The sequence below is a fragment of the Phenylobacterium zucineum HLK1 genome (genome assembly GCF_000017265.1).
GTDB classification, from domain to species: Bacteria; Pseudomonadota; Alphaproteobacteria; order Caulobacterales; family Caulobacteraceae; genus Phenylobacterium; species Phenylobacterium zucineum.
Window position 1 is genome coordinate 1,907,957 of sequence record NC_011144.1, and the last position, 25,411, is coordinate 1,933,367.

General features: G+C 70.7%; 27 protein-coding genes. 12 read left to right on the forward strand and 15 right to left on the reverse strand.

Features of this window, described 5'->3' with window-relative positions:
- The first annotated feature begins 3 nt into the window (after window positions 1-3).
- The gene (locus PHZ_RS09390; protein WP_012522254.1) at window positions 4-1,233 is read left to right on the forward strand and encodes a glycosyltransferase; all 1,230 of its coding nucleotides are present in this window, start codon (window positions 4-6) and stop codon (window positions 1,231-1,233) included.
- Here the strand turns inward: PHZ_RS09390 and PHZ_RS09395 are convergent.
- The 3 genes from PHZ_RS09395 to PHZ_RS09405 are packed head-to-tail and all read right to left on the reverse strand — an operon-like array spanning window position 1,230 to window position 3,439.
- A complete protein-coding gene (locus PHZ_RS09395; RefSeq protein WP_041373395.1) occupies window positions 1,230-1,550 on the reverse strand; it encodes a peptidase inhibitor in 321 nt (106 codons plus the stop codon). The two genes, PHZ_RS09390 and PHZ_RS09395, sit on opposite strands and share 4 nt — an antisense overlap.
- Window positions 1,547-1,993, reverse strand: a complete 447-nt coding sequence (locus PHZ_RS09400) for a DNA polymerase III subunit chi (RefSeq protein WP_012522256.1) — start codon at window positions 1,991-1,993, stop codon at window positions 1,547-1,549. The genes PHZ_RS09395 and PHZ_RS09400 overlap by 4 nt, the downstream gene beginning before the upstream one ends.
- A 3-nt stretch (window positions 1,994-1,996) precedes the next feature.
- A complete protein-coding gene (locus tag PHZ_RS09405; protein WP_012522257.1) occupies window positions 1,997-3,439 on the reverse strand; it encodes a leucyl aminopeptidase in 1,443 nt (480 codons plus the stop codon).
- A 128-nt stretch (window positions 3,440-3,567) separates the two neighbouring features.
- On the opposite strand from PHZ_RS09405, the gene lptF reads away from it, so the two are divergent.
- From lptF to PHZ_RS09450, 9 genes are all read left to right on the forward strand, one after another.
- Window positions 3,568-4,704 carry an LPS export ABC transporter permease LptF gene (gene lptF / locus PHZ_RS09410; RefSeq protein WP_012522258.1) on the forward strand — a complete coding sequence of 379 codons (1,137 nt, stop codon included), beginning with the start codon at window positions 3,568-3,570 and terminating at the stop codon, window positions 4,702-4,704.
- Window positions 4,701-5,804: an LPS export ABC transporter permease LptG gene (gene lptG, locus PHZ_RS09415; RefSeq protein WP_012522259.1), complete on the forward strand. Its 1,104-nt coding sequence runs from the start codon at window positions 4,701-4,703 to the stop codon at window positions 5,802-5,804. The genes lptF and lptG overlap by 4 nt, the downstream gene beginning before the upstream one ends.
- A gap of 127 nt (window positions 5,805-5,931) precedes the next feature.
- On the forward strand, window positions 5,932-8,229 hold the full coding sequence (locus PHZ_RS09420) for an LPS-assembly protein LptD (RefSeq protein ID WP_049758192.1): 2,298 nt from the start codon (window positions 5,932-5,934) through the stop codon (window positions 8,227-8,229).
- Between the two features lie 43 nt (window positions 8,230-8,272).
- Window positions 8,273-9,625, forward strand: coding sequence for a peptidylprolyl isomerase (locus PHZ_RS09425; protein ID WP_148216829.1), 1,353 nt, complete (start codon window positions 8,273-8,275; stop codon window positions 9,623-9,625).
- Window positions 9,622-10,629, forward strand: a complete 1,008-nt coding sequence (gene pdxA, locus PHZ_RS09430; protein WP_012522262.1) for a 4-hydroxythreonine-4-phosphate dehydrogenase PdxA — start codon at window positions 9,622-9,624, stop codon at window positions 10,627-10,629. The genes PHZ_RS09425 and pdxA overlap by 4 nt, the downstream gene beginning before the upstream one ends.
- Window positions 10,626-11,483: a 16S rRNA (adenine(1518)-N(6)/adenine(1519)-N(6))-dimethyltransferase RsmA gene (gene rsmA, locus PHZ_RS09435; RefSeq protein ID WP_012522263.1), complete on the forward strand. Its 858-nt coding sequence runs from the start codon at window positions 10,626-10,628 to the stop codon at window positions 11,481-11,483. Before pdxA ends, rsmA begins: the two co-directional genes overlap by 4 nt.
- 144 nt (window positions 11,484-11,627) lie before the next feature.
- Entirely contained in the window at window positions 11,628-13,169 is a 1,542-nt protein-coding gene (locus PHZ_RS09440; RefSeq protein ID WP_012522264.1) for a DEAD/DEAH box helicase, read from the forward strand.
- Between the two features lie 115 nt (window positions 13,170-13,284).
- Window positions 13,285-14,334, forward strand: coding sequence for a GGDEF domain-containing protein (locus PHZ_RS09445; RefSeq protein ID WP_012522265.1), 1,050 nt, complete (start codon window positions 13,285-13,287; stop codon window positions 14,332-14,334).
- A 72-nt stretch (window positions 14,335-14,406) separates the two neighbouring features.
- Window positions 14,407-15,207 (forward strand): enoyl-CoA hydratase/isomerase, encoded by an 801-nt coding sequence (locus tag PHZ_RS09450; protein ID WP_012522266.1) that lies wholly within the window; start codon window positions 14,407-14,409, stop codon window positions 15,205-15,207.
- A 1-nt stretch (window position 15,208) separates the two neighbouring features.
- Here PHZ_RS09450 and PHZ_RS09455 read toward each other — a convergent pair whose 3' ends face one another.
- The 9 genes from PHZ_RS09455 to PHZ_RS09495 are packed head-to-tail and all read right to left on the reverse strand — an operon-like array spanning window position 15,209 to window position 22,324.
- Window positions 15,209-15,481, reverse strand: coding sequence for a 2TM domain-containing protein (locus PHZ_RS09455; protein ID WP_012522267.1), 273 nt, complete (start codon window positions 15,479-15,481; stop codon window positions 15,209-15,211).
- Window positions 15,482-15,529: 48 nt separating this feature from the next.
- The gene (locus PHZ_RS09460) at window positions 15,530-15,925 is read right to left on the reverse strand and encodes a HesB/IscA family protein (protein ID WP_012522268.1); all 396 of its coding nucleotides are present in this window, start codon (window positions 15,923-15,925) and stop codon (window positions 15,530-15,532) included.
- Window positions 15,925-16,287, reverse strand: coding sequence for an SUF system Fe-S cluster assembly protein (locus PHZ_RS09465; RefSeq protein WP_012522269.1), 363 nt, complete (start codon window positions 16,285-16,287; stop codon window positions 15,925-15,927). Before PHZ_RS09465 ends, PHZ_RS09460 begins: the two co-directional genes overlap by 1 nt.
- 9 nt (window positions 16,288-16,296) lie before the next feature.
- Window positions 16,297-17,511 (reverse strand): cysteine desulfurase, encoded by a 1,215-nt coding sequence (locus PHZ_RS09470; protein WP_012522270.1) that lies wholly within the window; start codon window positions 17,509-17,511, stop codon window positions 16,297-16,299.
- Complete coding sequence (gene sufD / locus PHZ_RS09475; protein ID WP_012522271.1) at window positions 17,511-18,539, reverse strand: Fe-S cluster assembly protein SufD; 1,029 nt, start codon at window positions 18,537-18,539, stop codon at window positions 17,511-17,513. The genes PHZ_RS09470 and sufD overlap by 1 nt, the downstream gene beginning before the upstream one ends.
- Entirely contained in the window at window positions 18,536-19,282 is a 747-nt protein-coding gene (gene sufC, locus PHZ_RS09480) for a Fe-S cluster assembly ATPase SufC (protein WP_012522272.1), read from the reverse strand. Before sufC ends, sufD begins: the two co-directional genes overlap by 4 nt.
- Window positions 19,282-20,751, reverse strand: a complete 1,470-nt coding sequence (gene sufB, locus PHZ_RS09485; protein ID WP_012522273.1) for a Fe-S cluster assembly protein SufB — start codon at window positions 20,749-20,751, stop codon at window positions 19,282-19,284. The genes sufC and sufB overlap by 1 nt, the downstream gene beginning before the upstream one ends.
- On the reverse strand, window positions 20,751-21,893 hold the full coding sequence (locus tag PHZ_RS09490) for a cysteine desulfurase family protein (RefSeq protein WP_012522274.1): 1,143 nt from the start codon (window positions 21,891-21,893) through the stop codon (window positions 20,751-20,753). Before PHZ_RS09490 ends, sufB begins: the two co-directional genes overlap by 1 nt.
- Window positions 21,890-22,324: an Rrf2 family transcriptional regulator gene (locus PHZ_RS09495; protein WP_012522275.1), complete on the reverse strand. Its 435-nt coding sequence runs from the start codon at window positions 22,322-22,324 to the stop codon at window positions 21,890-21,892. Before PHZ_RS09495 ends, PHZ_RS09490 begins: the two co-directional genes overlap by 4 nt.
- A 162-nt stretch (window positions 22,325-22,486) precedes the next feature.
- On the opposite strand from PHZ_RS09495, the gene PHZ_RS09500 reads away from it, so the two are divergent.
- On the forward strand, window positions 22,487-23,137 hold the full coding sequence (locus PHZ_RS09500) for an alpha/beta hydrolase (RefSeq protein ID WP_012522276.1): 651 nt from the start codon (window positions 22,487-22,489) through the stop codon (window positions 23,135-23,137).
- Window positions 23,137-23,514: a YybH family protein gene (locus PHZ_RS09505; RefSeq protein ID WP_041373397.1), complete on the forward strand. Its 378-nt coding sequence runs from the start codon at window positions 23,137-23,139 to the stop codon at window positions 23,512-23,514. The genes PHZ_RS09500 and PHZ_RS09505 overlap by 1 nt, the downstream gene beginning before the upstream one ends.
- On the opposite strand, the gene PHZ_RS09510 is transcribed toward PHZ_RS09505, so the two are convergent.
- From PHZ_RS09510 to hfq, 3 genes are all read right to left on the reverse strand, one after another.
- On the reverse strand, window positions 23,511-23,714 hold the full coding sequence (locus tag PHZ_RS09510) for a hypothetical protein (protein ID WP_041373398.1): 204 nt from the start codon (window positions 23,712-23,714) through the stop codon (window positions 23,511-23,513). The genes PHZ_RS09505 and PHZ_RS09510 overlap by 4 nt on opposite strands.
- 71 nt (window positions 23,715-23,785) lie before the next feature.
- On the reverse strand, window positions 23,786-25,060 hold the full coding sequence (gene hflX, locus PHZ_RS09515; protein ID WP_012522278.1) for a GTPase HflX: 1,275 nt from the start codon (window positions 25,058-25,060) through the stop codon (window positions 23,786-23,788).
- Between the two features lie 47 nt (window positions 25,061-25,107).
- On the reverse strand, window positions 25,108-25,353 hold the full coding sequence (hfq, locus tag PHZ_RS09520; protein ID WP_012522279.1) for an RNA chaperone Hfq: 246 nt from the start codon (window positions 25,351-25,353) through the stop codon (window positions 25,108-25,110).
- Window positions 25,354-25,411: the final 58 nt, after the last annotated feature.

Sequence of the window (25,411 nt, forward strand, 5' to 3'; positions counted from 1 at the left end):
GCCATGCCCGAAGGCGTCCTGTTCGTTCACAACAACTTCCCGGCCCAGTTCCGGGACCTCGTCGAGACGTTGCTGGCGCGCGGCGTCCGCTGCTGGGCCATCGGCCAGGCGCACGCCCCGGGCCAGACGGGCGTGCGAATCGCCCGCTACCAGCTGCCCCGCAGCTCCACGCCGGGCATCCTGCCCGAGGCCACCCGGCCGGAGGCCGACCTGATCCGGGCGCTGGGCGCGCTCGAGGCCGCCCAGGTCCTCCGCGCCGAGGGCTGCGATCCGGCGGTCATCGTCGCCCACCCCGGCTGGGGCGAGGCGCTGCACCTGCACCAGGTCTTCCCTGAGGCGAGACGGGTGCTGTTCGCCGAATTCTTCTACCGCGCCAGCGGTCTGGACGTCGGGTTCGATCCCGAAATGGGCGCCGCCTCTCCTGAGCTCGTCCGCACGGTGAACGCGAAGGGGATGGCGATGTCCCTGGCCTTCGCCTGGGCGGACGCCATCGTCAGCCCCACGCGGTTCCAGGCCTCGACGCTGCCGCCCGCGTTCCGCGACCGCGCCCGGATCATCCACGAGGGCGTCGACGTGGATGTCATCCGGCCCGCCCCCGCCGAGCCGTTCGAGCTGCCCGACGGCCGCGTCCTGCAGCCCGGGACGCCCGTGATCACCTACGTGAACCAGAAGCTGGAGCCGATGCGGGGCGTGCACATCTTCGCCCGCGCCCTGCCCCGCCTCATGGCCGAGGTCCCGAACGCCCACGTGCTGGTGATCGGCGAGGCGGCGAAGCGGGGCTACGGCGCGGCCGCCCCCGACGGCATGACCTGGAAGGAGTGGGCGTTCCGCGACCTGGCCCTCGATCCCGCTCGACTGCACTTCCTGGGACGGCTTCCGCACGCGCGGATGCACGCGGCCATGAGGCTTGGGACGGCCCACGTCTACTACAGCTACCCGTTCGTGCTCTCGTGGTCGCTGGCCGAGGCGATGGCGCTCGGCTGCTACGTCGTCGGCTCCGACACCCCGCCGCTGCACGACGCGATCGAGGACGGCGTGAACGGCCGGCTCCTGCCCTTCTTCGACCATGACGCGCTGGCCGGGGCGCTGATCGAGGCGTGCCGCAATCCCGAGGCTTCCGCGCCGCTGCGGGCGGCCGCGCGCGAGACGGCGGTCGAGCGGTTCAGCCGCACGAAGGGCCGCGCCGGCTGGCTCGCCCTGCTGCAGGAGCTGGGCCTGGAGATCCCGACCTAGCCGCAGCGCACCTCGCGCACGATCCCCGTCTCGGCGTCGAAGAAGAAGTTCAGCCGGTCGGGCCTGTAGTCCTGGGTCACCGGGCAGGTGGTGCAGGCCACGCGCTGCTGCTCGGGGCGCAGCGGCACCGGGATCTCGCTTCTGTGCCGGCCCACGTAGCGCTGGGCCTCGGCCGCGCCGCAGGTGTCGGGCGGGGGGGCCGGCATGGCCGGCGGCGGGGCGCTCGCCGGGGGCGGAGGCGGCGCCGTCGGCTCGCTTGCGCATCCCGCCAGGACCAGACCCGCGGCCCCGGCCGCGATCCACGCCATCCGCCTCATGCCTGTTTCTCCCATCCGCGCGCCTGCTGCTTCCAGTACGAAACGGAGAACCCCTTGGCCTTCACCTGGCTCCATTGGCTGCGCGCCAGGCTCAGTTGCGCCGGGTCGGCCCCATCGAACAGGACGACGCACCGCTGGTAGCCAGCAAGGTCGCCCGGCTCGGCCCCGTCCACCAGGAACAGGGCGTCGGCCCCGTTGGGGTTCTCGAAGTCCATGGTCAGCAGGATCGGCTGGCGGGCGGCTCCGGGCTCGCCCGCCGGCGCATGCGGCAGGAAGCTGTCGTCCCGGTAGCTCCACAGCCAGCCGTCCAGGTGCTCCACCCGTTCAGGGACGGGCGTGCGCACGATCGCCTTCCAGCCGCGCTGCAGGGTCTTCTCAAGCAGCTCGGGAAGGGCCTGGTCCAGGCCGGTCCTCTCCAGGTGGTAGAACCAGACCTCGGTCACGCCTCAGCCCTCGTACTTCTCCTGGACCATGCGGTTCAGCAGCCGCACGCCGAAGCCGGTGGCGCCTTCCGGGATGGTCGGCACGGTCGAGGGCTTCTTCCAGGCGGTGGACGCGATGTCGAGGTGCGCCCAGGGGACGTTGTTGACGAACTTCTGGATGAACAGGGCCGCGGTGATCGAGCCGGCCGGACGGCCGCCGATGTTCTTCATGTCGGCGATCGGGGATTCCAGCTGCTTGTTGTAGGCCTCGGGCAGCGGCAGCCGCCACAGGGGCTCGCCCTCCTTGCCCGACGCATCCAGCAGGTTCCCGGCCAGCTCGTCGTTGTTGGAGAACAGGCCGGCGTAGTCGTTGCCCAGGCTGATGATGATCGCGCCGGTCAGGGTGGCCAGGTCGACGATGAACTTCGGCTTGAAGCGGTCCTGGCAGTACCAGATGGCGTCGGCCAGCACGAGGCGGCCCTCGGCGTCGGTGTTGATCACCTCGACCGTCTGCCCCGACATGGAGGTCACCACGTCGCCCGGACGCTGGGCGTTGCCGTCAGGCATGTTCTCGACGAGGCCGAGGATCCCGACGGCGTTGACCTTGGCCTTGCGGCCGGCCAGCGCGTACATCAGGCCCGCGACGGCGCCGGCGCCGCCCATGTCCCACTTCATGTCCTCCATGCCCTCGGCGGGCTTGATGGAGATGCCGCCGGTGTCGAAGCAGACGCCCTTGCCGACGAAGGCGACGGGCTGGGCGTTCGGATCCTGCGCGCCGTTCCAGCGGATCACCACCAGCTGGCTCTCGCGCACGCTGCCCTGCCCCACCCCGAGCAGGCTGCCCATGCCGAGGGCCTTCATGGCGTCCTCGCCCAGGATCTCGACCTCGAGGCCGAGGCGCTCCAGCTCCTTCACCCGCCGCGCGAACTCGGCCGGATAGAGGACGTTGGCGGGTTCGGAGACCAGGTCGCGGCTGAAGCTCACCGCATCGGCCAGGGCGGCCAGCGGCGGGAAGGCCGCCAGGGCGCCGTCGGGGTCGGCGGTCGCCACCTGGGTCTTGACGATCGAAGGCTTCTTCTCGGCCGGCTCCTTGGTCCGGTACTTGTCGAAGCGGTAGCAGGCCAGCCGCACCCCCAGGGCCACGCGGGCGGCGAGTTCGGCGTCGCCGTTGGGCGTCTCGACCCGCAGGACCTCCAGACCCGAGGTCTTCACCGCGTTGTAGGCGGTCGCCGCGGCGTGCTCGGCCGCAAGGGCGTCGAAGGCCTCCCGCTTGCCGGCGCCCACGAGCACCAGCCGGGCGGCGTCCACGCTGGCCGGCGCGAGGATGTCGAGGGTCTGGCCCTTGGCGCCGGTGAAGCGGCTCGCCTGGGTGAGCGTCGTATCCTGCGCCTCCCCCTCGAACACGATCCGGGCCAGGGCGGTCTTCGCGGGCGTCGCGGCCGAGGCGGCGACGAACTCGATCTCCATGAAACTCTCTCGTCAGCTTAAGTGGACGTCTGTGCGGTGCGGTTGTGCGTCGCGGCGACGCATGATTTAGAACACCTCCGCGGCCGGGGCAGGCCCTAATCTGCGGGCACGCTCTTTTTCGCAAGCCGATGCGCCTGATCGACCGATATCTCCTGCGTCAGCTGCTGGGCCCGGTGATCCTCGCCACCCTGGCGCTGACCGGCGTGGCGCTGCTCAGCCAGACGCTCTCGGGCCTGGACCTGATCGTCAACCAGCGCCAGAGCGCCCTCGTGTTCCTGAAGGTGACGCTGCTGGCCATGCCGCAGCTCATCAACATGGTGCTGCCGATCGCCGTGTTCGTGGCCGCGCTCGTGGCGCTGAACCGGCTGCACACCGAACAGGAGATCGTCGTGTGCTTCGCCGGCGGCATGAGCCGCTGGCGGGTGATCTCCCCGGCGATCCGCCTCGCCTGCACCGTGGCGTTCCTGGCGCTGCTGATGAACCTGTGGGTCCAGCCGGCGGCCTACCGCGAGATGCGCCGCGAGCTGTTCCAGGTCCGCACCGACCTGGCCTCCACCCTCGTGCGCGAGGGCGAGTTCACCGAGCCGGCCCCGGGCCTGACGGTCTACGCCCAGGGCGTGGACGGCGCCGGCAACCTGGAGAACCTGTTCATCCACCAGATGCGGGACGACGGCTCGGCCACCACCTACACCGCCGAACAGGGCCGGGTCGGCCGCAGCCAGGGCCGCCCCGTGCTGGTGATGCGCAACGGCTCGAACCAGGAGTTCTCGTCCACGGGCGTGCTGAACTACCTGACCTTCGACGAGTACATCTTCGACCTGTCGGCCCTGACCAGCTCGGACGAGCTCGTCCACTACAAGCCGTCCGACCGCTACCCGCACGAGCTGTTCTTCCCCGACCTGCAGCAGGACTGGGAGCGCCGGAACCGCCTCGACCTGCTGGCCGAGGGCCACGCCCGCATCTCCAGCCCGCTCTACAACATCGCCTTCATGGCCATGGCGCTGTCGGCGATCATCGGGGGCGGCTTCTCGCGCCTGGGCTACGGCCGGCGGATCGCGGCCATGGGCGCGGCGGCGGCGATCGTGCGCATCCTCGGCTTCCAGGTGCAGGCGGCCAGCGAGGATGCGGCCTGGCTCAACGTCTTCCAGTACCTGATCCCGCTGGCCGCGACCGCCCTCGCCTTCCGCAGCATCTTCCGTCAGCGCGTGAACCGCTTCATCGACGTGACCAAACGGCCCGCGCGCATCGCCGGGGTGCGGACGTGACCGGGCTCGGCCGCCTCGAACGCTATGTGATGGGCCGGATGCTGGCCGGCGTGGGCGCGGCGCTGGCGGTGATCTCGGCCGTCATCCTGCTGATCCAGTTCGTGGAGCTGTCCAGCCAGGTGGGCACCCGGGCGGACGTGGGCGCCTCGGGCATCTTCGCCCTGACCCTGCTGCGCGCGCCCTCGCTGATCCAGATCCTGCTGCCCTTCTGCTTCCTGTTCGGCGGGATCGGCGCCTTCGTCGGCCTGAACCGCAAGAGCGAGCTGGTGGCCATGCGGGCGGCCGGCGTCTCGGCCTGGCGCTTCATCCTGCCGTCGGCCGCCCTCGCCGCGATCCTCGGCGTGCTGGCGGTGGCGGTGCTCAACCCGTTCGCCGCGGCGCTCAACGCCCGCTTCGAGGCCGAGCGCGCCCGGCTGATGGAGAACTACCTGGGCGATCGGCCGCAGGACGTGTGGATCCGCCAGGGCGACGAGCGCACCCAGATCGTGATCCACGCCAAGGACCGCGAGACCGTGGCGGGCGCCGTGGTCCTCAAGGGCGTCTCGGTGTTCATCTACGAGAAGACCCCGCGCGGGGCGCCGGAATTCCGCCGCCGGCTCGAGGCCGCCGAGGCGCGCCTGATGCCCGGCTTCTGGCGGCTGCGCGACGTGCGCGAGGCCGGCGTCGGCGAAAGCTCGATCCGCTCCGAGAGCCTGTCCATCCGCTCGACCCTCGACGCCGAGGCTGCGATGGAGCGTTTCGCCTCGCCCGAGGCGATCGCCTTCTGGCGGCTGCCGGCCGCCATCCGGCTGACCGAACAGGCGGGCTTCTCGGCGGCGGGGTACCGGCTGCGGTTCCAGCAGCTCCTGGCCACCCCGGTGCTGTTCGCGGCGATGACCGTGCTGGCGGCGGCCTTCTCGCTGCGCCTGGTCCGGCTGGGGGGCCTCGCAGGCCTGGCGGGGGCCGGCGTCGCCCTCGGCTTCGTGATGTTCTTCTTCAACCAGTTCGCCGGCGCGCTGGCCAAGGCCGACATCCTGCCGCTCTTCGCGGCGGCCTGGGCGCCCACGCTGGTCGCGCTGCTCGCAGGCGTGACCCTGCTTTGCTACACCGAAGACGGTTGAATCGTTGGCGCGCCGGGATATGCATCGCCGCTGGAGCCAGCTTGAGCGCGCGTCGACGCGAGAGGGGATCGGAAGCTTGATGAGTCCGCGTCGGCGTACGCCCCGACACGCAGGCAAGCGCGCCCTAATGGCCGGCGCTGCGCTCGCGCTCCTGTGGTCCGCCGCGGCCCACGCCCAGGCGCCCGAGTCCGCCGCCCCGGCCCAGGCCCAGCCGGGTCCTGACGGCCTGCTGCCCGACGAGATGTACATCGAGGCGGACGAGGTCATCCGGGAGGACGAGACGGGCCGCACCACCGCCCAGGGCAACCTCGAGATCCGCTACAACGACCGCACCCTGCGCGCCGACCGCCTCGTCTACGAAGAGGACACGGGCGTCATCCGCGCGTTCGGCAACATCGTCATCGTCAACGCCGACGGCTCGACCGAATACGCTGACGAGGCCGTGCTGGACGACGACATGCGCGCGGGCGTCGTCCTGGGCTTCGCGGCCCGCCTGTCCGAGAACGTCAAGATCGCCGCCGCCAGCGCCGCGCGGCGCAACGACAACATCCAGGAGCTGAACCGGGCCATCTACACGCCGTGCGAGATCTGCGCGGCGGACGGCACGCCCAAGAAGCCCACCTGGTCGATCGCCGCCGACAAGGTGGTCCAGGACAAGAAGCGGCGGATCGTCTACTACCGCCACGCTCGCTTCCGCCTGTTCGGCGCCTCGGTGCTCTACCTGCCGCTGTTCTGGCACGCCGACCCGCAGGCCGGCCGCTCGTCGGGGTTCCTGACCCCCAAGGCCTCGTTCTCGGACCGTCGCGGCTTCTCGTACGAGCAGCCCTATTACCAGGTGATCTCGCCCTCGGCGGACATGATCATCAGTCCGCAGATCAACACCAAGATCGCGCCGTTCCTGAACGGCCAGGTGCGCAAGCGCTTCTACTCGGGCGATGTCGACGTGCGGTTCGGCTACACCCACGCCCGCGACTTCGACGGCCAAGGCAACGAGATCGTCGGCACCCGCACCGACCGCAGCTACATCCTCGGCCGCGGCAGCTTCGAGATCGATGAGAAGTGGCGGTGGGGCTTCACGGCCGAACGGACCTCGGACGACCTGATCTTCGACAAGTACGAGGTGGGCCGGGTCTACGTCAGCCGCGGCCCCTACGTCGCCGACGACCGGCGGCTGATCAGCCAGGTCTACGCCATCCGCCAGGACGAACGATCGTACTTCTCGGCGGCGGCCATGACGATCCAGGGGCTGCGCCCAGAGTTCGCCCCGGGCGACCAGGTGGCCCGGGGCGAGAACGACAGGGTGTTCCCGGTCATCGGACCGCTGGTGGAGGGGCACTATGAGCTGCCCGGCATGGTCGCCGGCGGGCGCCTGCGGGTGCACACCAGCGCCGTCGTGCTCAGCCGCGAGCAGTCCCAGTTCTTCCCCGAGCAGCGCCTGCCCGGGATCGACAGCGCCCGCCTGACCGGCGAGGTGGACTGGCGGCGCACCTTCACCTCGGCGGCCGGCGTGCGCCTCTCGCCGTTCGTGAACCTGCGCGCCGACGCCTACCGCATCCAGGACATCCTGACCGGCGTCGGCTCGGCCACCCGCAAGGACGAGCTCGGCCGGGGCCTGGCCACCGTCGGCCTCGACCTGACCTATCCTTTCTTCAAGCGCTCGGGCGACGCCACCATCGTCGTGGAGCCTGTGGTGCAGCTGGCCGCCTCTCCGGACGCCAAGCAGGTGGTGATCGGCGAGGATCCGGTCACGGGCGAGCCGATCTACCTGAACGAGGACAGCGTCGCCTTCGAGTTCGACGAGACGACCCTCTTCCGGCCCAACAAGTTCCCCGGCTACGACCTCTACGAGGACGGGGTCCGCCTGAACGTCGCCGGCCGCGCCTCGGTGCTCTGGGACGATGGGCGGCGGGCCAACCTGCTGGTCGGCCGGGCCTTCCGCACGGAGGAGAACCGGGTGTTCTCCGAGCGCTCGGGCCTGCGCAGCGAGTCCTCGGACTGGATCGTGGCCGCCGACGCCCAGCCGGTCCGCGGGCTGTCGATGTTCGCCCGCGCCCGCCTCGACAGCGACGACTTCGACATCCACCGCCTGGAGGCCGGCGCCAACGTCTACAACCGCTACGGCAACGGCTTCGTCCGCTACCTCACCGACGACTTCGACATCACCGGCCGCAAGCGCGAGAACCTGGACCTCGGCGGCGAGGTCTACGTCGGCAAGAACTGGGGCGTCAGCTTCTACGGCAACCGCGACCTCAACGAGGACGCATGGGTGATCCGGGACCTGGGCGTCTTCTACCGGGACGACTGCATCCGGGTGGATGTGGTCTATCGCCGCGAAGACACGATCATCGGCCGTCTGCTACCCAGTGAGTCCGTCTCGGTGCGCCTAACGCTCGCCACATTGGGCGGAACATCTGATGGCAGGTAGAATGCCAGGCGGACTGCGCCCTACGAAGGAAACGATCTCGTCCATGAAGTCTCTTGTCACGGGCCCTGCGGCGCGGAGCGCGGCGATCGCCTGCGCCCTGCTCGCGGCAGGCTCGCCGCTGCCCGTCCTCGCCCAGGCGCCGACCCAGAGCCAGCCCGCCCCCGCGGCGCCGGCCCAGCCTGAGCCCGAGGCGGCGGCCCAACCGGCCGGCATCTCGGAATCGGTCGCCGCCGTCGTCAACGACGAGATCATCTCGACCTATGACCTCGCCCAGCGGATGCGGCTGCTGATCGCCACCTCCGGCGTCCAGCCCACCGAACAGACCCTGCCCCAGTTCCAGCGCGAGGCCCTGGTCTCGCTGGTCGACGAGCGCCTGCAGTTCCAGGAGCTCCGCCGCGTCGAGCGCGAGCAGAAGATCGACATCGTCGCCACCGACGAGGAGGTGGACGAGGAGATCGCCGACATGGCGCGGCAGAACAACATGACGCGGGAGCAGTTCCTGAGCTTCCTCGGCGCGCGGGGCATCGGGGTCGACACCCTGCGCCAGCAGATCCGCGCGCAGGTCAGCTGGGCCCGCTGGATCCGCGGCCGCTACGGCTCGCGCCTGCGCATCGGCGACGACCAGATCGCGGCCACCCAGGCGCGGCTCGAGGCGGCCGCCGCCAAGCCGCAGTACCAGATCTCTGAAGTGCTGATCGACGCCAGCCGCGTCGGCGGCATGCAGCAGGCCATGCAGGGCGCCCAGCAGCTCGTGGCCCAGATGCAGCAGGGCGCGCCCTTCCCGGCCGTCGCCCGCCAGTTCTCGGCCCTGCCCACCGCCGCCGCGGGCGGCGACGCGGGCTGGATCAGCCAGGGCGAGATGCCGACCGAGGTCGAGCAGGTGCTGGAGCAGATGCGCCCCGGCCAGCTCTCCCAGCCCATCCCGGTCCGGGACGGCGTCTACATCGTCTATCTGCGCGACAAGCGCGCGGGCGGCGGGGCGACCCTCGTCAACCTCAAGCAGGCGGCCGTGCCGCTCGCCCAGGGCGCCGACGAGGCCGAGGCCCGCGCCAAGCTCGAGGCCCTGCGGCCGAAGATCACCAGCTGCGAGACCCTGGAACAGGCCGCCGCGGGCGTCGAAGGCGTCGTGGCCGGCGACCTTGGCGAGGCCGAGGTCGCCGATCTCGCGCCCGCCTTCCGCCAGGCCGCCGAGACCCTCCAGATCGGCCAGGTGTCGGAGCCCATCCGGACCAACGCCGGGCTGCATCTCGTGGCCGTCTGCGGCCGCCGCGCCGCCGGCGAGGCGCAGGTGGACCGCGAGCAGATCGAAAACCGCCTCTACGGCCAGCAGCTCTCGATGATCGCCCGGCGGTACATGCGCGACCTGCGCAACTCGGCCACCATCGAGACGCGGTGAGGCCGGCACCGCTCGCCCTCACCCTCGGGGATCCCGCGGGCATCGGCCCCGAGATCGTCGTCAAGGCGTGGCGGGCGTTGCGGGCCGAGGGGCAGGCTTTCGTCGTCGTCGGCGACGCCCAGGCGCTCGCCTCGGCGCCCGCCGGGGGCGCAGGCCTCGTTCGGACGATCCAGTCGCCAGACGAGGCCGCACGCGTCTTCCCCGAGGCGCTGCCGGTGCTGGACCTGCCGCTGAAGGCGCCCGTGGTCGCCGGACAGGCCTCGCCCGCCGCCGCGCCGGCCGTCATCCGCTGGATCGAGACCGCCGTCGGGCTCGCGCTCTCGAAGACCGTTTCGGGCGTGGTCACCGCGCCGATCGCCAAGGCCCCGCTCTATGAGGCCGGCTTCCGCTTCCCCGGCCACACCGAGTTCCTCGGTGAGCTCACCGCCTCCGCGCCGCTCGACGGCGCCCGCGGCCCGGTGATGATGCTGACCGCCGCCGACCTGCGCGTCGCTCTCGTCACGGTCCACGAGCCGCTGGCCAGGGTCCCGGCCTCGCTTTCGGTGGAGAGGATCGTCCATACCGGCCTCGTCACCGCCCAGTCGCTGGCGCGCGACTTCGGGATCGCCGCCCCCCGCCTGGCCGTCGCCGGCCTCAATCCGCACGCCGGGGAAGACGGCGGCATCGGCCGCGAGGAGATCGAGATCATCGGTCCGGCCGTCCGGGCCCTCCACGACGCCGGCGTCGACGTCCGCGGACCCTACCCCTCAGACAGCCTGTTCCCCGCCGAGATGCGCCAGCGGTACGACGCGGCGCTCTGCATGTACCACGACCAGGCCCTGATCCCGGTGAAGATGCTCGACTTCTGGGGCGGGGTGAACGTCACGCTCGGCCTGCCGATCGTTCGCACCTCGCCCGACCACGGCACGGCGTTCGACATCGCCGGCCGGGGGATCGCGCGGCCGGACAGCCTGATCGCCGCGGTCCGGCTCGCCGCCGACATCGCTCGTCGCCGCCCGGCATGAGCCTGGAGACCCTGCCCACCCTGCGCGAGGCGCTGGAGGCGCACGGCCTGTGGGCCAAGAAGGCGTTCGGCCAGCACTTCCTCCTCGATCTCAACATCACCCGCAAGATCGCGCGCCTGGCGCAGGTGGGCGACGGCGACGTGGTGATCGAGGTGGGCCCGGGCCCCGGCGGCCTGACCCGCGCTCTGCTGGAGACCGGCGCCCGGGTCATCGCCGTCGAGAAGGACGAACGCTTCCGGCCGCTGCTGCAGGAGGTGGCCGACGCCGCCCCGCATCTCACCCTGGTCTTCGGGGATGCGTTGACGGCCGACGAGGCGGCGCTGTCGGCCGGCCGGCCCGCGCACCTCGTCTCGAACCTGCCCTACAACGTCGGCACGCCGCTGCTCATCAAGTGGCTGACCGGCCCCTGGACGCCGGCGTCGCTGACCCTGATGTTCCAGAAGGAGGTCGCCGACCGGATCACGGCGGCGCCGGGCGAAGACGCCTACGGCCGGCTGGCGGTGATCGCCCAGGCCACCGCGGACGCCCGGCCGGTGATGGACGTCCCGGCCCGCGCCTTCACCCCGCCGCCGAAGGTGGAATCGGCCGTGGTCCGCCTCGAGCCGCGGGCCGCCCGCCCCTCGCCCGAGCGCCTGGACGCCCTGCAGAAGGTCACCGCCGCCGCCTTCGGTCAGCGCCGCAAGATGCTCCGCTCCAGCCTCAAGGCCCTGGGGGGCGAGCCGCTCATCACGGCCGCGGGCCTGGACCCGGCCGCCCGCGCCGAGGTCGTGCCGGTGGCGGGTTTCCTGGCGCTCGCCGACGCCTGGCTGGCGCGGCGCGAAGCCCCGGCGACGGCCGCTCCTCGTGGACGCTGAAGCCTGTTCGATGAACCACTGTGACGGTCCGCGCGTTGACTTGCAGCCGTCGCACCGTATGTTCCGCGCGCGCGGCGATGTCCGCCTGCGCCGCAGCGTTGCGCCTGGCTGCTTCCTCGGCCGGCGCCGCACCACCGGTAACTGATGACCGAATTTTCCGATCTTGGGCTATCGCCCGCGACCCTGAAGGCCGTCGCCGAGACGGGCTACACCACCGCTACGCCGATCCAAGCCGAAGCCATTCCCATGGCGCTGCAGGGCCGCGACGTCCTGGGCATCGCCCAGACCGGCACCGGCAAGACGGCGGCTTTCACCCTGCCGATGATCGACCGGCTGGCCGCCGGCCGCGCCAAGGCGCGCATGCCGCGGGCCCTCGTCATCGCCCCCACCCGCGAGCTCGCGGACCAGGTCTCGGCCTCGTTCGAGAAGTACGCCATGGGTCAGAAGCTGACCTGGGCGCTGCTGATCGGCGGCGTCTCGTTCAAGGACCAGGAACAGAAGCTGGACCGCGGCGTCGACGTGCTGATCGCCACGCCCGGCCGCCTCCTCGACCACTTCGAGCGGGGCAAGCTGCTGATGACCGGCGTGCAGATCATGGTGGTCGACGAAGCCGACCGCATGCTCGACATGGGCTTCATCCCGGACCTCGAGCGCATCTTCAAGCTGACCCCCGCCAAGAAGCAGACGCTGTTCTTCTCGGCCACCATGCCGCCCGAGATCACGCGCCTCACCAAGCAGTTCCTGAACGATCCGGTGCGGATCGAGGCCTCGCGCCCGGCCACCACGGCCGAGACCATCACCCAGTACCTCGTCCGCATCCCCAGCGCCGATCCGAAGGCCAAGCGGACCGCGCTGCGCGAGCTGATCGGTCGCGCCGAGATCAACAACGGCATCGTCTTCTGCAACCGCAAGACGGAAGTCGACATCGTCGCCAAGTCGCTGAAGAAGCACGGCTTCGACGCCGCGGCGATCCACGGCGACCTCGACCAGGCCACCCGCATGCGGACGCTTGAGAGCTTCCGCAACGGCGAGCTGAAGCTGCTCTGCGCCTCGGACGTGGCCGCCCGGGGGCTCGACATTCCCGCCGTCAGCCACGTCTTCAACTTCGACGTGCCGCACCACGCCGACGACTACGTCCACCGGATCGGCCGCACCGGCCGCGCGGGCCGGACGGGCGAGGCGTTCATGATCGTCACGCCGGCCGACTCCAAGAACCTGGACAAGGTCCTGAAGCTGATCGGCAAGACTCCCGAAGAGGTCAGCCTCGACCTCGACTGGGCGAACATCAAGGACGAGCCCCGCCCTGGGCGGGGACGCGAACGCGGCGGCCGCGAGCGCAAGCGCAAGCCGCGCGAGGCCCGCGAACCGCGGCCGAGGCGCGAGAAGGCCGAGGCGGCGCCCGCGCCGGCTGCAGAGCCGGCGGCCCAGCCCCAGCCCGCACCCCGGCCCGCACGCGAGCGCCCCGCCGAGGAGTCCCGCCCCGCCCGGGCCGAACGTCCCGCGCGCGAACGGCCTGAACGTGAACGGTCGGAACGTGAACGGCCCCAACGCGAGCGCCCCGAGCGCGAGCGTGCGGAGGCCCAGGACCGCCGCCGCGGCCGCGACGACGGCGACCGGGTCGTGGGCTTCGGCTCCGACGTGCCGGCGTTCCTGCAGCGTCCGCCGCCGCGCTCGACCAAGGATTGAGATCTTCCGATCCGGCCGCGCCCGTCTTAACCGGGCGTTTGCCCGTCCTGGCCTAGGCTTCCCGCCGGCCGATGATGCGTCTCCAGGCTCATCGGCGGGGAACTGAAGGCGGACCATGTCTTCCGACGTCGAAACATCGCTCCGGGGCCCGAAGGCCTACGCGCTGGCCCGCAAGGCGATCGAGGCCATGGAAGCGCACCAGGTCTGGCCGACCGCGCTCAACTTCGAGCTCTGGGTGCACTACGTCGCGGCCAAGGATTCCGCCCTGGCCACCGAGATCGACCATCTGATCGAGGCCGGCGAACCGTTCACCGATGCGGTGGGCGAGCAGCTGGCCGCCCAGTTCCTGCCCAAGGCCAAGCTGAACGGCGAGATCCTCGAGGCGGGTCAGACCCTGTCGAAGGAACTGGACAGCGTCTCGCGCGCCATCGAATCCGCCCGCGAGACCTCCGAGGCCTACGGCCAGCAGCTGGCCAGCGCCAGCGAGTCGCTCGACGGCGAGGACGCCCAGGCGATCAAGTCGATGGTCGAGACCCTGACTGTCGCCACGCGCAAGGTGCGGGAGGAGAACCATGCGCTGGAAAGCCAGCTGCAGGACACGACCGCCGAACTCGGCCGCCTGCGCGAGCACCTGGAGCAGGTGCGCCGCGACGCGATGACCGACGCCCTTTCGGGGCTGGCCAACCGCAAGGCCTTCGACGAGGCGCTGGAGCGGGCCTGCGACCAGGGCGAACAGGGCGGCCCGGTGACCCTGGCGGTCATCGACATCGACCATTTCAAGAGCTTCAACGACACCTGGGGCCACCAGACGGGCGACCAGGTGATCCGCTACGTAGCCAGCGTGATCCAGCGCTGCAGCCCCGCCCCGCGGGTTTCGGCGCGCTACGGCGGCGAGGAGTTCGCCATCATCTTCCCCGGCGAGAGCGCCCGGGACTCGCTGGCGGTCCTGGAGGCTGTGCGCGAGGAGGTCTCGTCCCGCATCCTCAAGCGCCGCTCGACCAACGAGGACCTCGGGGCGATCACGATCTCGGCCGGCATCGCCGAGCGCAAGCCGGGGGAAAGCCCCGCCAGCCTCGTCGAGCGCGCCGACAGCGCCCTCTACGCCTCCAAGCGCGGCGGCCGCAACCGCACCTCCTGCGCCGATCCGATCGCCGCGGCGGCCTGACGCCGCGCGTTTTCCCTTGGCTGACGCCGGGGTATCCTCCGTTCAATCGGCCCGAACGCGAGGGAGGAAGCGATGGACGGCGCTCAAGCGGCCAGCAAGGTGAAGACCGAGGTCCAGGACGGCGTGGGGGTGATCACCCTCTCCGACCCTTCGACGCTGAACGCCGCCGGCATGGAGCTGATGGGCGACCTGGTCGGCGCCTTCCAGGCGATGGTCGACGACGACGCCGTCCGCGCCATCGTGATCACGGGCGAAGGCCGCGGCTTCTGCTCGGGTGCGAACCTGTCGGGCGGCCCAAACCGCGTGTCGGATTCCGGCAAGGGCCCGAACCAGGCGCTGCTGAAAGTCTACAATCCCTTCGTCACCCAGCTCCGCCGGTCGCCCAAGCCGGTCGTGGCGGCGGTGAACGGCGTGGCCGCCGGCGTCGGCGTCTCTCTGGCGCTGGCCTGCGATCTCGCGGTGGCGGGAGAGAGCGCCTACTTCCTGCTGGCGTTCCGGCGGATCGGCCTGGTTCCCGACGGCGGCGCCACCTGGCTGCTGCCGCGCCTCGTGGGCAAGGCCCGCGCCATGGAGCTGATGCTGCTGGGCGAGAAGCTGCCGGCCAAGACCGCCGCCGAATGGGGCCTGATCAACAAGTGCGTTCCGGACGCCGAGGTGATGGCGGCGGCGATGGAGTACGCCAAGGCGCTGGCGACCGGGCCGGCCTCGCTGGGCATGACCCGCAACCTCGTCTGGGATGCGCTGGACGCCCCCTGGCACCTGCAGCTCGAGGCCGAGGCCTATGCGCAGGGCGACGCCGGCCGCACCGAGGACGCGCGCGAGGGCGTCATGGCGTTCATCCAGAAGCGGCCCACGGCGTTCAAGGGGCGCTGAGCTAGCGCTTCTGGCGCAGCTTCTCCAGCTCGGCCTCGATCATCCGGTCGCGCACGCCCTCGCCGTCGAAATAGACGACGGCCCCGTGCGCGACGAGGCCCAGGCCCCAGCCGAACATCGGCCACTGGACCCACCAGTCGCCGGGCGATGTGAGGATGTTGATGAGCGCCAGGCCCGCGTTGACGATGGCGTAGGCCATCAGGTGCGTGCGGAAGCCCAGCTTCATGTCCGCCCGGCGCACGGCCAGGCGGCGGAGTTCGGCGTCGTCGGTCATGATCGCTTCCCCGTCGTCGTGACGGGAGCATAACGCCGATACGGAACGCTAATCCAGCTTGGCCGGCTGGATGGTCACGCTCTCGCCGCAGCCGCAGGCGTCGGTCTCGTTGGGATTGTGGAACACGAACTTGGCCGAGAGCTTGCTGACTTCGTAGTCGATCTCGGAACCGATCAGGAACAGGACGGCCTTGGGCTCGACCAGGATGGTCACGCCCTTGTCCTCGACCACCTCGTCCATCGGATCGGCTGTCTCTGCGTATTCGAGGACGTATTCCTGGCCGGCGCAGCCGCCGTTCTTCACGCCCACGCGCAGGCCGGCGTAGGGCTTATCCGCCTTACCCATGATTTCGCGCACGCGCTCGGCCGCCCGCTCGGTGAGCGTGACCACCTTGGGACGCGGACGCCGCTGGCGCGGCTGGGGGGTGACTTCGAGGTTCGCCATCAGAACATGTTCAGCTGCAGCTTGGCCTCGTCCGACATGCGCGAGGGGTCCCACGGCGGATCGAACACCAGCTCGACCTTGCACGACTTGATGTCGTCGATCTCCATGACCGCGTCCTCGACCCACCCCGGCATCTCGCCCGCCACGGGGCAGCCCGGCGCCGTCAGGGTCATGTCGATGGCCACGTCCTTGTCGTCCGAGACGTCGACCTTGTAGATGAGCCCCAGCTCGTAGATGTCGACCGGGATCTCAGGGTCATAGACCGTCTTCAGCTTCTCGATCAGCTGGTCCGTCAGCCGGTCGAGCTCCGCCTGGGAGAGCGGCGTCGTGGCCGTGGTTTCGATGGAAGCGCCGTCATCCATGTCCGTACTCTAGGCGAAGAAGGCTTGCGTCTTGGTGAGGGCGTCGACGAACGCGTCCGCCTCGGCCTCGGTGTTATATAGGGCGAAGGAGGCCCGGGCGCTCGACGTCACCCCGAAACGCCGCATGAGCGGCTCGGCGCAGTGGGTCCCGGCCCGCACCGCCACCCCGTAGCGATCGAGGATCTGGGCCACGTCGTGGGCGTGCGCGCCCTCCATGGTGAACGAGAGGACGGCGCCCTTCCCCGGCGCCTCGCCGATCACCTTCAGCCAGTTGGCGCCGGCCAGGCGTTCGCGGACCCGCTGGTACAGGCGGTGCTCGTGCTCGGCGATGGCGATCCGGTCCTGGGCCGAGAGCCAGTCGATCGCCGCGCCCAGGCCGATGGCCTCCAGGATCGGCGGCGTGCCGGCTTCGAAGCGGTGCGGCGGGTCGGCGTAGGTGATCTCGTCCAGCGTGACCGTGCCGATCATCTCGCCGCCGCCCTGGTAGGGCGGAAGCTGCGCCAGGAGCTCGGCCTTGCCGTAGAGGACGCCGATGCCCGTGGGGCCGTACAGCTTGTGGCCCGAGAAGACGTAGAAGTCGGCGTCGATGTCCTTCACGTCCACCGGCTTGTGGACGATGGCCTGGCAGCCGTCGAACAGCACCAGGGCGCCGGCCTCGTGCGCCATGCGCGCCAGGTCCTTGGCCGGGTTGATGGTCCCCAGCACATTGGACATGTGGGAGAGCGCAACCACCCGGGTCCGGGGGCCCAGCAGGCCCTGGTAGGCCGCGAGGTCGAGCGAGCCGTCGTCCAGCACCGGGACCCACTTCAGCACCGCGCCGCAGCGGTCGCGCAGGAAGTGCCAGGGGACGATGTTGGCGTGGTGCTCCATCTCGGAGAGCACGATCTCGTCGCCCGGCTGCAGCCGCGCGGCCAGGCCCGAGGCCACCAGGTTCACCGCCTCGGTGCCGCCCTTGGTGAAGACGATCTCGCCCTCGGCGGCGCCGATGAACGCGGCCGCCTTGCGCCGGGCGGCCTCATAGGCGTCGGTCGTCTCGTTGGCCAGGGTGTGCAGGCCGCGGTGGACGTTGGCGTAGGAGTGCTCCATCGCCCGCGTCATGGCCTCGATCACCGCCCGAGGCTTCTGGGCCGAGGCGGCGCTATCGAGATAGACCAGCGGCTTGCCATGCACCTGCCGCTGCAGGATCGGGAACTCGGCGCGGACCTGTTCGGCGTCGAAGGCCATCAGGCGCCCCTCAGACGCGCGGCGACCCACGCGGCGGCGACATCGCGGGCGGGCGCAAACGCCACCCGGTCGACCACCTCGCCCACAAAGGCCTCCGTCAGCATGGCCCGGGCCTCCGCCTCGGGGATGCCCCGCTGGCGGGCGTAGAACAGCGCGTCCTCGTCCAGGGCCCCTACCGTATTGCCGTGGGCGCAGGAGACGTCGTCGGCGTAGATCTCGAGCTCGGGCTTGGCGTCCACCTCGGCCCGGTCCGAGACGATGAGCGCGTGGTGGCCCATGCGCGCGTCGGTGCCGTCGGCGCCCTCGGCGACCACGATGCGGCCCTGGAAGACGCCGCGCGCCTGGTCGCGCACGACGCCCTTGGTCAGCTGCTCGGTGCGGCCGTCGCGGCCGGCATGGGTGACGATCGTCGTCAGGTCGGCGTGCGCCTTGCCCTCCAGAAGGTAGACGCCGTCGAGGCGGACGATCGCTTTCTGCCCTGGGTGATGCACGCCGGTCTCCAGGCGCTGGCGGCGGGCGCCGGTCGTGAAGACGTTCTGGGCGAACTGTCCGCCGGACGTGATCCGCACCTCGGCCTGGGTCACGTTGACCGCCTCGGGGTGGTCGTCCGCGACGACGATCCGCTCGACCGAGGCTCCGGCGGCGAGGTGGAAGTCGAACGCGGTGTGGGCCAGCGAGGCGTCGTCGCTGTCGTGGCTCTCCAGCAGGCGCAGGGTCGCGCCCTCGCCCACCCGCACCTCCACCTGGGAGGCGTGGGCGCCGGCGCCCTGGGCGGCGATCCGCAGCCGCACGGTCCGGAGCTGGCCGGCCGGCACGTCGATCTCGGCCCGGCCGCCGTTGGCCAGGATGTGGACCGCATCCGCCTCGATCGCGTCGAACGGGCCCGGAGGCGGCTCCCCGGCGTAGGGTGCCGACGGATCGGGCACCTGGCGGATCAGGCCGCGCAGGTCGGTCCAGCGCCAGTCCTCGTCGCGCTTCCCGGGAAGCGCCGAGGCGTCGCGGGCGCGTATGGCGAGGGCGACGCTCAAGCGGCCCTCGCGTACTTGTCGTAGCCCTCGCGCTCCAGCTCCAGCGCCAGCTCAGGGCCGCCCGAGGCGACGATCCGGCCGGCCGAGAGCACGTGCACGCGGTCGGGTTTGATGTAGTCCAGGAGGCGCTGGTAGTGGGTGATCACCAGCATCGCACGGTCCGGGCCGCGCATCGCGTTCACCCCGTCGGCGACGATGCGCAGTGCGTCGATGTCGAGGCCGGAGTCGGTCTCGTCCAGGATGAGGAAACGCGGCGAAAGCATCGCCATTTGAAGGATTTCCATCCGCTTCTTCTCACCACCGGAGAAGCCGACGTTGAGCGCTCGCTTCATCATGTCGAAGTCGATCTTCAGCTCGGCGGCCTTGGTCCTGGCCAGCTTCAGGAACTCGGGCGCGCTGATCTCGTCCTCGCCGCGGGCCTTGCGCTGGGCGTTCAGCGCCGTGCGGATGAAGGTCAGCGCCGGCACGCCGGGGATCTCCAGCGGGTACTGGAACGACAGGAACACGCCCTTGGCGGCGCGCTCGTTGGGCTCCAGCGCCAGCAGGTCCTCGCCGTCCAGCGTCGCCGACCCGGCGGTGACCTCGTAGCCCTCGCGGCCCGTCAGCACGTAGGACAGCGTCGACTTGCCGGCCCCGTTCGGCCCCATGATGGCGTGCACCTCGCCGGCGGGCACCTCGAGCGAGAGGCCCTTGAGGATCTCCTTGTCCTCGACCGCGGCGTGCAGGTTCTTCACGGACAACATCAGCCGACACTTCCTTCCAGCGAAATGGCCACCAGCTTCTGGGCCTCGACGGCGAACTCCATCGGGAGCTCCTGCAGCACGTCCCTGACGAAGCCGTTCACGAGCAGCTGCACCGCCTCCTCCTGGGAAAGGCCGCGCTGCATGGCGTAGAAGAGCTGGTCCTCGGAGAGGCGCGTGGTGGTCGCCTCGTGCTCGAACACCGCCTGGCCGTTGCGCGCCTCGATGTAGGGCACCGTGTGGGCCGCGCAGCGCTTGCCGATGAGCAGGCTGTCGCACTGGGTGAAGTTGCGCGCGCCCTTGGCCTTCGGGTGCGCCGAGACGAGCCCGCGGTAGGTGTTGCTGCTCTTCCCGGCGCTGATGCCCTTCGAGATGATCCGCGAGCGCGTGTTCGCGCCCAGGTGGATCATCTTGGTGCCGGTGTCGGCCTGTTGGCGGCCGTTGGTGATGGCGATCGAGTAGAACTCGCCGACGCTCCCGTTCCCGCGCAGCACGCAGGAGGGGTACTTCCAGGTGATGGACGAGCCGGTCTCGACCTGGGTCCACGACACCTTCGAGCGGTCGCCGCGGCAGTCGGCCCGCTTGGTCACGAAGTTGTAGATGCCGCCCTTCCCGGTCTCGGGATCGCCCGGATACCAGTTCTGGACGGTGGAGTACTTGATCTCGGCGTCGTCCATGGCGACCAGCTCGACCACGGCGGCGTGCAGCTGGTTCTCGTCGCGCATGGGGGCCGTGCAGCCCTCCAGGTACGAGACGTAGGATCCGGCGTCGGCGATGATCAGCGTCCGCTCGAACTGGCCCGAGTTCTCGGCGTTGATCCGGAAATAGGTGGACAGCTCCATCGGGCAGCGCACGCCCGGCGGCACGTAGACGAAGCTGCCGTCCGAGAAGACCGCCGAGTTCAGGCAGGCGAAGTAGTTGTCGCTGACCGGCACCACGGAGCCCAGGTAGCGGCGCACCAGGTCGCCATGGTCGCGGATCGCCTCGCTCATCGAGCAGAAGATGACGCCCGCGGCGGCCAGCTCCTTCTTGAACGTGGTCACGACCGAGACGCTGTCGAACACCGCGTCCACAGCGTAGCGCGGCGCGCCCTCGACCCCCGCCAGGACCTCCTGCTCCCTCAGCGGGATGCCCAGCTTCTTGTAGGTCTCGAGCAGCTCGGGATCGACCTCGTCGAGGCTCTTCGGCCCGGCCTTCTGCTTCGGCGCGGCGTAGTAGTGGGCGTCCTGGTAGTCGATACGCGGGAAGCTGACCTTCGCCCACGCCGGCTCCTCCAGCGCCTGCCAGCGGCGGAAGGCCTCCAGCCGCCATTCCAGCATCCACTCCGGCTCGTCCTTCTTGGCCGAGATGAAGCGGACGATGTCTTCGTTCAGGCCCTTGGGCGCGAACTCCTGGTCGATCTCGGTGATGAAGCCGTGCTTGTACTTCTCGAGACTCTGGACCTGCTCGACGGTCTGCTTGACGGCGGCCATCAGGCGACCTCCTTCCGGCGCGCGGCGAACCGCTGATAGGCCTCGAACCACACGTCGGCGAACCTGTTCCAGTCGGCCTCCGTGGTGTTCCAGCCGCCGCTGACGCGAATGGCGCAGGACGCGAGGTCGCCCTGGTCCATGGCGACGAGCACATGGCTCGCCTTCACCTTGCCCGACGAGCAGGCCGAGCCTGCGCTCACCATCACCCCGGCCAGATCGAGGGCGATCAGCTGCAAGTCCGACGTCCAGCCGGGCGTGGCCACGCACAGGGTGTTGGGCGTGCGCGGAGCGCCCTCGCCCATGACCACGGCCCCGACCGACTTCAGCCGCTCGGCGGCGGCGTCGCGCCAGGCGGCGTGACGCGACCAGTCGGCGTTGGCGGTCAGGATCGCCTCGGCGGCGGCGCCCAGGCCCGCGATCCCCGGCACGTTCTCGGTCCCGGCCCGCCGACCCCGTTCGTGCCCGCCGCCGTGCTGGCGACGGACCAGGGTCGCCCCGGCTCCGTAGGCCAGGCCGCCCACGCCCTGCGGCGCGCCCAGCTTGTGGCCCGAGAAGGTCAGGGTGTCGGCCCCCAGCGCCTGGAAATCTACTGGGATCTTGCCGATCGCCTGGATGGCGTCGACGTGCAGCCAGCCCCCGGCGGCGTGGACGATCTCGGCCGCCTCGGCGATGGGCTGGATCACTCCGGTCTCGTTGTTGGCCAGCATCAGCGCCACGAACGGCCGCCCGTCGGCAGCGTCCCAGCCCGCCAGCCGCTCGCGCAGCCAGCCGAGGTCGGCGACGCCGTCCCGGCCCACCGGCAGGTATTCCACCTCGGCCGGCGAGGCCTTGGCCGTCTCGGTGACGGTGGCGTGCTCGATGGCCGAGACGATGAGGCGCCGCGAGCCCGCGGCCACGGCGCTGTCGAGGCACAGGTTGTTGGCTTCGGCGCCGCCGCTGGTGAAGACCACGTCGGGCGCTGGCGCGCCGATCAGCCTGGCGATGCTCTCGCGGGCCGATTCCATGATGGCGCGCGCCGCCCGGCCGGCGGCGTGGACCGACGACGGATTGCCTCCGACCTCCAGGGCGCGGGCCACAGCGGCCGCCGCCTGCGGGCGCACCGGGGCGGTGGCGTTGTAGTCGAGGTAGATGGACGAACTCATGCGGCGGCGCGGGCTCCGAGGCGACCGCCGATCACGTCGGCGAGGGTGACCGAGGCCAGGTAATGCTCGATCTGCTGGCCGAGATCGGCCCAGAGGTCGTGGGTGAGGCAGCGCTCGCCGCGGGTCATGCAGCCCTTGCCGGCGTTGGCGCAGCGGGTGGCGCGCAGCGGCTCGTCCACCGCATGGACGATCTCGGCGATGCTGGTCTGCTCGGCGGTGCGGGCCAGGCGATAGCCGCCGCCGGGGCCGCGGGCGCTCTTCACCAAGCCCTTGCGGCGCAGCCGCGCGAAGAGCTGTTCGAGGTAAGAGAGGGAAATCTCCTGCCGCGCGGCGATGTCAGCGAGCGCCACGGCGCGGGCGGCCTCGCCCTCGCGCCGCGCGAGGTCTGCCATGGCCATCACGGCGTAGCGGCCTTTGGTGGAGAGTCGCATGGCTCCTTCGCCCGATGCAGTTTTCCCGCGCATCCGAAGCGGCCTGTGCTACAAGCCGGCGCCTCGCGCAGGGCTCTTGGGGAACCGGCCGCATCGGATGGCCCGGACTTAGGAAGACCTAGCGCAGCAGTCAAGTATTCCAGGCCGATAAGAGGGGTCTAGATGCCAGAGGTGGTTCTGACCGGCGCAGCCGGGCGGATCGAAGGCCGTTACACGCAAGGCAAGAGCGAGAGCGCGCCTGTCGCCCTCATCCTGCACCCCCACCCGAAGGCGGGCGGCCAGATGAACAACCCCGTGGCGGTGCAGCTCTTCCACATCTTCATGAAGCGCGGCTTCTCGGTGCTGCGGTTCAACTTCCGGGGAGTGGGGCGCAGCCAGGGCGAGTTCGACGGCGGCATCGGCGAGCTGGCTGACGCGGCGACCGCGCTCGACTGGCTGCAGGCGACCAATCCGGCCGCGTCCCAGTGCTGGGTGGCGGGCTATTCCTTCGGCGCCTGGATCGGCATGCAGCTCCTGATGCGCCGGCCCGAGACCGACGGCTTCATCTCGGTCTCGCCGCCGACCAACGCCTACGATTTCTCGTTCCTGGCCCCCTGCCCCGCCTCGGGCTTGATCCTGCATGGCGGCGCAGACAGCGTGGTGCCGCCGGTCGAGGTCGAGCGCGTGGTCTCCAAGCTCCGGACCCAGAAGGGCATCGTGATCGACTACGAGGTGGTCGAGGGCGCCAGCCACTTCTGGATGGAGAACCTGCCCGACGTCGAGCAGCGCGTGGGCGCCTATCTCGACAAGCGCCTGGCGGCCCAGCCCGCCTGATGACGGCGCCGGAGGACGCGATCCGCGCCCGGCGGCGGCTGACCAACAAGCTGATCGCCGCCCACGAGGCGGCGCGGCTTCGTCCGTTCTTCGCGCCCGACGTGAAGCTGATCGTCGGCGACGGCGGGCTGATCGTGGGCGCCGACGCGGTCGTGGACGCCTTCTCCGGCCAGTTCGCCGATCCCGCCTTCGTCACCTATGTGCGCGAGACGGCGTCCGTGGAGCTGGACGCCGCGGGACAGCGCGCCGCCGAACAGGGCCGCTGGCGCGCCGACTGGAAGGGCCAGCCCGAGATGTCCGGGACCTATCTGGCCGTCTGGCGCAAGGTCACCGGCCAATGGGTGATCGAGAGCGAACTCTACGTCACCCTGACCTAGAAGCGCCGGCGGCGCGTCCGCTCCAGCGCGGCCACCGCATAGGCGGCGAAGGCGGCTGACCGCCGGGCGGTCTTGGGGTCGGGGGCGAGTCCGCCCAGGCTGTCGCCATCCGGCGTGGTCAGCCGCCAGGACCAAGCCTCGCCGGCGGCGCTGAGGGAGAAACGGCATCCGCCGGGCGCGGGGGAGAAGAGCTCGTCCATGGCCCGCAGCTTTGAGCGGCGCCGGTGCAGGCCGACCGGCGCGGACTGTGGAGATTCGGTGCAGGCGGGCGTCAGCCCGCCCCGCGCACCTCGGCGTGCGGGAACAGCTGTTCGAACTGGCCCAGCGCCTGGGGCGAGAGGCTGACCGCCAGGCGCACGCTGCCGTCCTTGCCCTCCACCCGTTCGACCACCCGGCCGTGCCGGTAGAGCCAGGCGATCGCCGCGCCCTCCCCGGCCGGCGCATAGACGTCCACCGGCGGCGCTTCGTCCACCAGCGCGCCGACGGCCCTCAGGAGGTCGTCGCAGCCCTCGCCCGTGACCGCCGAGACCAGGATGGCCGGCGGATGGGCCCGGCGGGCGTCGCCGGCCGCGTCCTGGCGTTCGTCGGCCGGCAGCAGGTCGACCTTGTTCCAGACCTCCAGGATGCGCCGCTCGTCCATGTCGACGCCCAGGCGCTGGAGCACCGTCCGCACGTCCTGCGCCTGCGCCTCGGTCTCCTCGCTGGCGATGTCGCGCACGTGCAGCACGACGTCGGCCTCGCGCACCTCCTCCAGCGTGGCGCGGAACGCCTCGACCAGCTCGTGCGGCAGGTCCGAGATGAAGCCCACGGTATCCGACAGGATCGCCGGGCGCCCGTCGGGCAGCTTCAGCATCCGCAGCGTCGGATCGAGGGTGGCGAACAGCATGTCCTGCGCCAGCACCTCGGCCTGGGTCAGGCGGTTGAACAGCGTGGACTTGCCGGCGTTGGTGTAGCCCACCAGCGCCACCGTCGGGTACGGCACGCGACGGCGGGCCGAGCGCTGCAGGGTTCGGGTGCGGCGCACCTCCACCAGCTCGCGCTTCAGCTTGCCGATCTTCTCGGCCAGGAGCCGCCGGTCGGTCTCGATCTGGGTTTCGCCCGGGCCGCCCATGACGCCGAAGCCGCCGCGCTGGCGCTCCAGGTGGGTCCAGGTGCGGACGAGGCGCGAACGCTCATAGGTCAGACGGGCCAGCTCGACCTGCAGGCGGCCCTCCCGCGTGCGGGCGCGGCGGGCGAAGATCTCCAGGATCAGCCCCGTGCGGTCGATGACCTTGGCCTTCCAGGCCTTCTCGAGGTTGCGCTGCTGGACCGGCGTGAGCGCGTCGTCGACGACCACCACGTCGGCCTCGACGGAGTCCACGACCGCCGCAACCTCCTCCACCTTGCCCTTGCCGAACAGGGTGGCGGGCGTCAGCCGCCGCAGGGGCGCGACCAGGGTCTCGCGGACTTCCAGGTCGAGCGCCTGCGCAAGGCCGACCGCCTCTTCGAGGCGGGCCTGCGGGTCCCGTACGGCGCTCGTCCGGCCCTCGCGGTCCGGGTGGATCACCACGGCGCCCTGGACGGGCGCCTCACGGTCAACGGATTTCGAAGAACTCAATCGGCCTCGTCGTCAGACGGCTCATAGAGCTGCACGGGCTGAGCCGGCATGATGGTGGAGATGGCGTGCTTGTAGACGAGCTGGGATTGCCCGTCCCTGCGGAGCAGAACGCAGAAGTTGTCGAACCAGCTCACCACGCCCTGCAGCTTGACCCCGTTCACCAGGAAGATCGTCAGCGGCGTCTTGGACTTGCGCACGCTGTTCAGGAAGGTGTCCTGCAGGTTCTGTTTCTTGTCGCTCATGGCTTTTCGCCTTTTGGTTATGACGGGCGGCCAGGTCCGCCCACACACAAGGGTCACG